8 protein-coding genes are annotated in these 8,914 nt (G+C 64.1%); 5 read left to right on the top strand and 3 right to left on the bottom strand.

Annotated features, from left to right (window positions below; all coding sequences use genetic code 11):
• Positions 1-200 precede the first annotated feature (200 nt).
• On the bottom strand, positions 201-1,415 hold the full coding sequence (locus AC07VL_RS23435) for an amino acid aminotransferase (protein ID WP_175444492.1): 1,215 nt from the start codon (positions 1,413-1,415) through the stop codon (positions 201-203).
• Positions 1,416-1,527: 112 nt separating this feature from the next.
• Between AC07VL_RS23435 and uvrB the strand changes: the two genes are divergently transcribed.
• Positions 1,528-3,615, top strand: a complete 2,088-nt coding sequence (uvrB, locus tag AC07VL_RS23430; protein ID WP_494807975.1) for an excinuclease ABC subunit UvrB — start codon at positions 1,528-1,530, stop codon at positions 3,613-3,615.
• Between the two features lie 292 nt (positions 3,616-3,907).
• On the opposite strand, the gene AC07VL_RS23425 is transcribed toward uvrB, so the two are convergent.
• The gene (locus tag AC07VL_RS23425) at positions 3,908-4,822 is read right to left on the bottom strand and encodes a LysR family transcriptional regulator (protein WP_494807974.1); all 915 of its coding nucleotides are present in this window, start codon (positions 4,820-4,822) and stop codon (positions 3,908-3,910) included.
• Between the two features lie 106 nt (positions 4,823-4,928).
• On the opposite strand from AC07VL_RS23425, the gene AC07VL_RS23420 reads away from it, so the two are divergent.
• From AC07VL_RS23420 to AC07VL_RS23410, 3 genes are read left to right on the top strand one after another with little or no spacing between them, the layout of a single operon-like run.
• Entirely contained in the window at positions 4,929-5,075 is a 147-nt protein-coding gene (locus AC07VL_RS23420) for a hypothetical protein (protein WP_494807973.1), read from the top strand.
• A gap of 44 nt (positions 5,076-5,119) precedes the next feature.
• Positions 5,120-5,941, top strand: a complete 822-nt coding sequence (locus tag AC07VL_RS23415; RefSeq protein WP_494807972.1) for a substrate-binding domain-containing protein — start codon at positions 5,120-5,122, stop codon at positions 5,939-5,941.
• A 35-nt stretch (positions 5,942-5,976) separates the two neighbouring features.
• On the top strand, positions 5,977-7,305 hold the full coding sequence (locus AC07VL_RS23410; RefSeq protein WP_494807971.1) for an MFS transporter: 1,329 nt from the start codon (positions 5,977-5,979) through the stop codon (positions 7,303-7,305).
• Between the two features lie 25 nt (positions 7,306-7,330).
• Here AC07VL_RS23410 and AC07VL_RS23405 read toward each other — a convergent pair whose 3' ends face one another.
• The gene (locus tag AC07VL_RS23405; protein WP_494807970.1) at positions 7,331-7,957 is read right to left on the bottom strand and encodes a flavin reductase family protein; all 627 of its coding nucleotides are present in this window, start codon (positions 7,955-7,957) and stop codon (positions 7,331-7,333) included.
• 172 nt (positions 7,958-8,129) lie between these two features.
• Between AC07VL_RS23405 and AC07VL_RS23400 the strand changes: the two genes are divergently transcribed.
• Entirely contained in the window at positions 8,130-8,858 is a 729-nt protein-coding gene (locus AC07VL_RS23400) for a hypothetical protein (protein ID WP_494807969.1), read from the top strand.
• The last annotated feature ends 56 nt before the right edge of the window (positions 8,859-8,914 follow it).

Here is an 8,914-nt window from a genome sequence, read left to right as displayed (position 1 = left end):
CCGACCTGGACTCGAACCAGGGACCTGCGGATTAACAGTCCGTCGCTCTACCAACTGAGCTATCAGGGAAAAGAGGCAATATTATATGTCGTTTATTCCGCATTTGCAAGACTGCTACTGCACCTCGCCAAACACGGCCATCGCCGACCTTCTACTGCCACCAGCGCCGCACTTGCATGCAGCGCCGAAGAAGCAAGATCTTAAAGCACTTTGGCGATCGCGTCAATAACGATGTCGATATTGCGCGAATTCAATGCTGCAACGCAGATACGGCCCGTGTCGACGGCGTAGATCGACTGCTCGCGCAGCGATGCCACCTGCTCCTTGGTGAGACCGGAGTACGAGAACATGCCGATCTGCTGGCGCACGAATTCGAAATCGTGGCCTGGCGCCTTGGCTTTCAGTTTTTCCACGAAGGCGTTGCGCATTTCGCGGATGCGCACGCGCATGCCGGCCAGTTCCTCTTCCCACAGCTGGCGCAGTTCCGGCGTGGCCAGGACGGTGGCGACCACCTTGCCGCCGTGTACCGGCGGATTCGAGTAGTTGGTGCGCACGACGCGCTTCAACTGCGACAGCAGGCGGGCCGCTTCATCGGCGCTCGAGGCGACGACGCTCAGGGCGCCCACGCGCTCACCGTACAGCGAGAACGACTTCGAGAACGAGTTCGACACCAGCAGCGGGCCGCCCGCGTCGGCGAAGCGGCGCACCACGGCGCCGTCTTCGGCGATGCCGTTGGCGAAGCCCTGGTAGGCCATGTCCAGGAACGGCACCAGGCCGCGCGACGTGACGACGCTGATGATCTGGTCCCACTGGGCCACGCTCAGGTCGGCGCCCGTCGGGTTGTGGCAGCAGGCGTGCAGCACGACGATGGAGCCGGCCGGCATGGCGTTCAGGCTGGCCAACATGCCGTCGAAGTTCACGCCATGGGTGGCGGCATCGTAGTAGGTGTAGTTATTCACGACGAAACCGGCGTTTTCGAACAGCGCGCGGTGGTTTTCCCAGCTAGGATCGCTGATGTAGACTTGCGCACCCGGCGCAAAGCGCTGCAGGAAGTCGGCACCGATCTTCAACGCGCCCGTGCCGCCAATGGCTTGCACGGTGACGGCGCGGCGCTCTTGAATTACGGCGCTATCGGCGCCAAATACGAGTTCCTGCACCGCCTTGTCGTAGGCTGCCAGGCCTTCGATCGGCAGGTAGGTGCGTGGGGCAGCCTGTTCGATCAGGATGGCTTCCGCCTTGCGTACGCAAGCTAACAGAGGCACCTTGCCGTTGTCGTCATAATAGACGCCGACGCCCAGATTGATCTTGGCGGGATTCTGGTCCGCGTTAAATGCTTCGGTGATGCCCAGGATCGGGTCGCGTGGGGCCATCTCGATGGCGCTAAACAGACTGGCAGAAACAGTTGGGTTCGTCATGATAAGATTGGATTCGATTGGAAGCAGGTTCACAGCGGAGTTGTAGACAGCGCCCCAAAATACAACGCCAGGGCCGCCAGCAGAGCACTATTCTAACAAAGGTCTGATTCACATGCCCGAATTATCTACCGCCAGCGAGGCGGAAAGCGCAATTATCTCTTTCCCGGACTCCCCCTTCAAGCTGCACCAGCCCTTCCCTCCGGCAGGCGACCAGCCCTCGGCGATCGCCCAGTTATCCGAAGGGATTGCCGATGGCCTGGCCTTCCAGACCCTGCTGGGCGTGACCGGTTCGGGCAAGACCTACACCATGGCCAACGTCATCGCGCGCATGGGCCGGCCCGCCATCGTCTTCGCGCCCAACAAGACCTTGGCGGCGCAGCTGTACAGCGAGTTCCGCGACTTCTTCCCGCAGAACGCGGTCGAGTACTTCGTCAGCTACTACGATTACTACCAGCCGGAAGCCTACGTGCCGCAGCGCGACCTGTTCATCGAAAAGGATTCATCGATCAACGAACACATCGAGCAGATGCGTTTGTCGTGCACCAAGTCGCTGATGGAGCGGCGCGACGTCATCATCGTCGCCACCGTCTCGGCCATCTATGGTATCGGCAACCCGAATGAATACCACCAGATGATTTTGACCCTGCGCGTGAAGGACCGGGTCGCCCAGCGCGACGTCATCGCGCGCCTGATCCAGATGCAGTACACGCGCAACGAGGTCGATTTCGGCCGCGGTACCTTCCGCGTGCGGGGCGACACCATCGACATCTTCCCCGCCGAGCATGCGGAGCTGGCCGTGCGCCTGGAAATGTTCGACGACGAGATCGAATCGATCCAGCTGTTCGACCCGCTGACGGGCCGCGTACGGCAAAAAATCCCCCGCTTCACCGTGTACCCGGGCTCGCACTACGTGACGCCCCGCTCCACCGTGCTGCGCGCCGTGGAAACCATCAAGGACGAGCTGCGCGAACGCCTCGAGTTCTTCCGCAAGGAAAATAAACTGATCGAAGAGCAGCGCCTGGAACAGCGCACCCGCTTCGACCTGGAAATGATGGCGGAGATCGGTTTCACCAAGGGCATCGAGAACTACTCGCGCCACCTGTCCGGCGCGCTGCCGGGCGAACCGCCCCCGACCCTGGTCGACTACCTGCCGCCCGACGCATTGATGTTCCTCGACGAGTCGCACGTGCTGACGGGCCAGCTGAGCGCCATGTACAACGGCGACCGCTCGCGCAAGACGAACCTGGTCGACTACGGCTTCCGCCTGCCGTCGGCGCTGGACAACCGGCCCTTGAAATTCGAGGAATTCGAGCAGAAGATGCGCCAGACCGTGTTCGTCTCGGCCACGCCGGCCGAATACGAAAAGAACCATTCCGACCAGGTGGTCGAACAGGTGGTGCGCCCGACCGGCCTGGTCGACCCGCAGATCATCGTGCGCCCGGCCAGCAGCCAGGTGGACGACCTGATGTCGGAAATCGTCGAACGCATCAAGAAGGACGAGCGCGTGCTGGTGACGACCCTCACCAAGCGCATGTCGGAGCAATTGACGGAATACCTGGGCGACCATGGCATCAAGGTGCGCTACCTGCACAGCGATATCGAAACGGTGGAGCGCGTGGAAATCCTGCGCGACCTGCGCCTGGGCACCTTCGACGTGCTGGTGGGGATCAACCTGCTGCGCGAGGGCCTGGACTTGCCGGAAGTGTCGCTGGTGGCCATCCTCGACGCGGACAAGGAAGGCTTCCTGCGTTCCGAACGCAGCCTGATCCAGACCATCGGCCGCGCCGCGCGCAACCTGAACGGCACGGCGATCCTGTACGGTGACCGCATCACGGACTCCATGCGCCGCGCCATCGACGAGACGGAACGCCGCCGCGCCAAGCAAATCGCCTTCAATACGGCCAACAACATCGTGCCGATCGGCGTCAAAAAATCGATCCGCGAAATGATCGACGGCGTCTACAGCCCGCAGGAAGCGCGCGAAACCCTGCAAGTGGCGCAGGAAGCGGCGAAGTTCGAGTCCATGAGCGAGAAACAGGTCAGCAAGGAAATCAAGCGCCTGGAAAAACTGATGGTCGACCACGCCAAGAACCTGGAGTTCGAAAAGGCGGCGCAAGTGCGCGACCAGTTGCACATCCTCAAGCAGCAGTTGTTCGGCGCCCCCGGCACGGACAACGTGGCCTCGATCCTGGGCAAATAAGTCCCATGCAGGCCGGATCAGCTGGCCGCCAGGCCTGCGTGATCCGACAACAGTAGCTGAGCCAACAGCGTTGTCGGATTAGTCGCCGTGCCGCAGCGAATCCACGCTGCGCGGCTTCATGCTGTCGCCTCGTCGATGTACGCGCCGACGATTGCGGCGAAATCCGCATCGGCCGCCAGGTGCCGCGCCAGGGACTTGCTCCAGCGCGGCAATCATCTCGCCCACGCTGACGGACAGGCCAGGCACAGCCCTGCGCCGGCAAGGCGGCCGTGCGCCTGCCGCGCCTATGCCCTCACGTCGCCCGCCGCTGCTTTTCCATGCTCGCGATCAGCATGTCGAACAGAGTGCGCGACGCCGGCGGCATCGCGTGCCGGTGCTTGCTGATCAGGCCCAGCGTCCGCTTGACGGCGGGATTGACGAGCGGCACGCCGACCACCGTATTTTGCTGCGCCGGCAGGATGGACAGCCCCGGCACCGCCGCCACGCCCAGCCCCGACGCCACCAGCGCCAGCACGCCTGACACATGGTTGATCTCGCACGAGATCCACGGATGCTTTTCCACGCCGGACAGCGCGGCGTCGAGCACGCTGCGGTTGCCGCTCGACTTGGCCACCGAAATATAGCGTTCGTCGACGGTCTCCTTCCAGCTCAGCTTCTTGCGCCTGGCCAGCGGATGATCGTGCCGCATCGCCAGCACGTAGCTTTCGACATAGATGGGCTGGAAATGGATCTCGGGATTTTCCGCCCCCGTAAAGCTGATGCCGAAATCCGCCTCCCCGGCCAGCACGAGGTTAAGCACGTCCTGCGCGCTTTCGTCATGCACGCGCACGCGGATCTTCGGGAACTGCGCGCTGAAGCGCTTGAGCACATCGGGCAGGAAGTGCCAGACGGCCGAGGGGACGCAGGCGAACGTCACCGTCCCGGTGCGGTGCGCGGCCAGGTCGGCCACGCCCAGCACGGCATCTTCCAGCCCGTTGAGCGCATCGCGCACGTTCACCAGGAAGGCCTGCCCCACATTGGTCAGCTGCACGCGCCGCGTGGTGCGCGCGAACAGCCTGACGCCCAGGGCATCCTCCAGCTTGTCGATGCGGCGGCTCAGCGCAGGCTGCGACAGGAACAGATCGGCCGCCGCCTGGCGAAAGCTGTTGCGCTCCGCCACGGCCACAAAGGCCTGCAAATCATGTAAGTCGTAATTGATGCGCGACATGCATTAATCCTCGGAAAAATTGCAATTATCAAATTATGCCATTTCAACGATGATGGGATCTTCATGCTGAGCCTCGCCAAGAAGGCATCACCCCACAGGAGACACCATGCGACTTCGTTGTACGTGCGCGCTGTTACGGGCGCCAGGCGGCATCACGCCCGCCATGCGCCGCGGCATCGACCGCGCCAGCCGCCACCTTCCCCCGAAAAACCGCGCTCACTGCGCGCCAGCGACCGTCATGGCGCCGGCTTGACGCCGGGCCGCACGCCAAAAAAATGAACGATAGGAGTCACCATCATGCTTCACCCTGCTCTGCCGCGAAAGTCCCGCCCCCTTCTTGCGGCGCTGCTCCTGCTTGCCGCCGGCACGGCGCACGCCGCCGACATCCACGTGGTCAGCTCGGGCGGCTTCGCCCAGGCCTACAGGAACCTGGCGCCCGCCTACGAGCGTGCCAGCGGCGACAGGCTGCTGTCCGCATGGGGGCCGTCGATGGGCACCACCAGCAATGCGATCCCGGCGCGCCTGGTGCGCGGCGAGCGGATCGACGTCGTCATCATGGTCGGCGACGCGCTCGACAAGCTGATGCAGGAAGGCCGCCTGGTCCCCGGCAGCAAGGTGGTGCTGGCGCAGTCGCCGATCGCCTGCGCCGTGCGGCACGGCGCGGCGAAGCCGGACATCAGCACCATCGATGGCTTGCGCAGCGCTTTCCTGCAAGCGCAAACAGTGGCTTATTCCGACAGCGCCAGCGGCGAATACATCGAGCGGCAGCTGATGAACAAGCTCCACATCGTGCAGCAGATGCAGGGCAAGGCCGCGAAAATTCCCGCCACCCCGGTCGGTGAAATCATCGCCCGCGGCCAGGCCGATTTCGGCTGCCAGCAGCGCAGCGAGCTGATGCCGGTCGAAGGCATCGACCTCGTCGGCCTGCTGCCGGCGCAGGTGCAGCAGCTGACGGAGTTTTCAGCGGCGCTGGTGCGCGATGCCCGGCAGCCGGACGCCGCACGCGCCTTGCTGCGCTTCCTCGCCGCTCCCGCCAGCGCCGGCGCGATCGAGGCCACCGGCCTGCAGCCGGCATCGGCGCTGCCGCCGGCGCCAAAGCCGATGCCAAGCGCGCACTAAGCGACGTCACTCCATCTTTTCTCCAGAGGTAAACCATGGCCATTCCATCCACCGCCACCCCCGTCGCCGAAGCGCTGGCGCCATCGGCACCGGCGCGCGCTCCCTCGCGCATCGCCACCGTCATCCGCGTGACGAGCGGGAACTTCATCGAAATGTACGATTTTTTCCTGTTCGGCTTTTATGCAACGTACATTTCCAGGGCGTTCTTCCCCGCCACCAGCGAATATGCGGCCCTGATGATGACGTTCGCCACCTTCGGCGCCGGTTTTTTCATGCGCCCGCTCGGCGCCATCATCCTCGGCAGCTATATCGACCGCATCGGCCGCCGCAAGGGCCTGGTGCTGACCCTGGCCATCATGGCCTCCGGCACGGCGCTGATCGCCTTCGTGCCCGGCTACGCCACCATCGGCCTGTTGGCGCCATTCCTGGTGCTGGCCGGGCGTTTGCTGCAAGGCTTTTCCGCCGGCGTGGAACTGGGCGGCGTGTCGGTCTACCTATCCGAAATGGCAACACCTGGCAACAAGGGCTATTACGTCAGCTGGCAATCGGCCAGCCAGCAGCTGGCCGTCATCTTTTCCGCCGCGCTCGGCTATTTCCTCAACGAGACCCTGAGCAAGGAATTCATCGCGGACTGGGGCTGGCGCATCCCCTTCTTCATCGGCTGTTCGATTATCCCCGTGGTGTTCTACATCCGCCGCTCGCTGCAGGAGACCGAGGCTTACCTGACGCGCAAGTCGCATCCGACCTTCCGCCAGATGCTGGCGACGATCGGCCTGAACTGGCCGCTGGTCGTCGCCGGCGCGATGCTGATCGTCCTGACGACGGTGGCGTTCTACCTGATCACCGTCTACACGCCGACCTTCGGCAAGAGCGTGCTCAAGCTCAGCACCGAGGAAAGCCTGCTCGTCACCTTGTGCATCGGCCTGTCGAATTTCCTCTGGCTGCCGCTGATGGGCGCACTGTCCGACCGCATCGGACGCTGGCCCATCATGGCGGCATGCGCGGCGCTGACGCTGCTGACGGCCTATCCGGCCTTGTCCTGGCTGGTCGCCCGTCCCAGCTTCGACCACATGCTGATGGTGGAATTGTGGCTGTCCTTCCTGTATGGCAGCTACAACGGCGCCACCATCGTCGCGCTGACGGAAATCATTCCGGCCAGCGTCAGGACCACGGGCTTTTCGCTGGCCTACAGCCTGGCCACCGCGCTGTTTGGCGGCATGACGCCGCTGGTATCGACCTTGCTGATCGAGAGTACGGGCGACAAGGCGGCACCCGGCTACTGGATGGCCGGCGCCGGCGCCATCAGCCTGCTGGCAACTTGGCTGATCTATCGCGGCATCGTCAAGGAGCGTAAGCCGGCCTGACCCGGAGGCCTAACCCCGGCCTGTCTCAGGGCCAGGCCGGCCGGCGCATCTGGAACAGGCTGTCCGGACCGATCTCGAAATAATCGGCCGGCCCGCCGCCGCGCAGGATGGGCTGCGCGCCGGCCGTGTCATACACGCCATCGACCAGCAGGTGGCGCGCGATATGCACGCCCACCACCTCCCCCAGCACCAGCCAGCTGCCGACGCCGTCGCCATTCAATCCTTGCAGCTCGATGATCTGCGTGCGCCGGCACTCGAAGGACACGGGGCTTTCGGCCACGCGCGGCACCTGGACGAGGCGCGAGGCGGCCGGCGTCAGGCCCGCCAGCGCGAATTCATCGACCTCGGGCGGCGCCGGCGCGCAGCTGGCGTTCATGGCCCCGGCCAGCGGACGCGTGGCCAGGTTCCAGACGAATTCGCCGTTCTCCTCGATATTGCGCAGGGTATCCTTGCGGCCGATGCTGGAAAAGCCGATCAGCGGCGGCGTGTAATTGAAGGCGTTGAAAAAACTGTACGGCGCCAGATTGAGCACGCCTGCGCCGCTGCGCGTGGCGATCCAGCCGATGGGACGCGGCCCGACAATCGCGTTGAAGGGATCGTGCGGCAGGCCGTGGCCCTGCGCAGGTTCATAAAAATAGCGTTCGTCGGTCATGCAATTCCTGTCGTGTATGGCGGGAGCCGGTATGGCAGCTTAGCAAAATCACCGCATGGGTGCATTTTCCGCTACCTTGGGGAGCGCCATCCGCCTTCTGTCCGAAAGCTGTTTACACCGCTGTTGCAAATTTGCATACTGGTGACATCGTAATCCGGGAAGCATGGAACAGATGAGCATTAACGCTGCGCAGCATGACTTTCTCATCCACCGACGCCGCCAAGGCTGCTACGTGGCAGCCATTGCCGTCTTGCATGTTGCCGTGTTCTGGGCGGCCACGCGGCCGGTCCGGCAAAACGTGCCGCACGACGGCCGGGTCTGGCTAACGTTGATGCCGTCACTGCCGCCAGCGCAGGAGTTCATCCCCCCTGCCACGCCTGCCCCCAGGCACGCGCCCCTGCCGGCTGCCCGTGCGGCACCGGCAAGCCCGCCGGATGCGTCACCGCCCAAGGCCGTTGCGCCCGCCACGCCGGCATCACCGCCAGACAAGCCTGAAGACCATGCCTTCACGGCCGCGCCTGCAGCAGCGCCAGCGACACCGGCCTCCGGCACGGCCACCCTGGCGCAACAGGCCCTGAAGGCGGCCGGCGCCATCGACCGCCAGCTGCGCGCCGAGCATCCGCAGGAGTTCACGGCGCCGGCCGACACGCCGCAGACGCGCCTGGCGAAAGGCTTCGCGCAAGCGCATGCGGCGGTCAAGCCGAAGTGGTTCGAAGCGGCCCGCATCGAATTGTGGAGCGCGCCGAACGACCCCAAGCGCATCTACCGCATCGTCACGGCGACCGGAGAATATTGCATCTACATGCCGGACAAGGGCAACATGACGCTGAACCTCAGCGCGCGCTCCGGCTACGCCGGTTTTGGCGAAGGGACCGCGGCACCTTGTCCCATCCGGTTCTGATTTTTCCAGCCACTCCATCAGCATCGTGCCGCATATGCCTGAGAATGGTGGCATGG

It is taken from the genome of Janthinobacterium sp. GW821-FHT03C08 (assembly GCF_059420905.1).
This window is presented reverse-complemented; position numbering and strand designations above follow the sequence as displayed.

What these genes read in the sequence shown, in the direction of transcription:
- AC07VL_RS23435 (WP_175444492.1), bottom strand. Translation starts at nt 1,415, where the DNA reads ATGACGAACCCAACTGTTTCTGCCAGTCTGTTTAGCGCCATCGAGATG.
- uvrB (WP_494807975.1), top strand. Translation starts at nt 1,528, where the DNA reads ATGCCCGAATTATCTACCGCCAGCGAGGCGGAAAGCGCAATTATCTCT.
- AC07VL_RS23425 (WP_494807974.1), bottom strand. Translation starts at nt 4,822, where the DNA reads ATGTCGCGCATCAATTACGACTTACATGATTTGCAGGCCTTTGTGGCC.
- AC07VL_RS23420 (WP_494807973.1), top strand. Translation starts at nt 4,929, where the DNA reads ATGCGACTTCGTTGTACGTGCGCGCTGTTACGGGCGCCAGGCGGCATC.
- AC07VL_RS23415 (WP_494807972.1), top strand. Translation starts at nt 5,120, where the DNA reads ATGCTTCACCCTGCTCTGCCGCGAAAGTCCCGCCCCCTTCTTGCGGCG.
- AC07VL_RS23410 (WP_494807971.1), top strand. Translation starts at nt 5,977, where the DNA reads ATGGCCATTCCATCCACCGCCACCCCCGTCGCCGAAGCGCTGGCGCCA.
- AC07VL_RS23405 (WP_494807970.1), bottom strand. Translation starts at nt 7,957, where the DNA reads ATGACCGACGAACGCTATTTTTATGAACCTGCGCAGGGCCACGGCCTG.
- AC07VL_RS23400 (WP_494807969.1), top strand. Translation starts at nt 8,130, where the DNA reads ATGAGCATTAACGCTGCGCAGCATGACTTTCTCATCCACCGACGCCGC.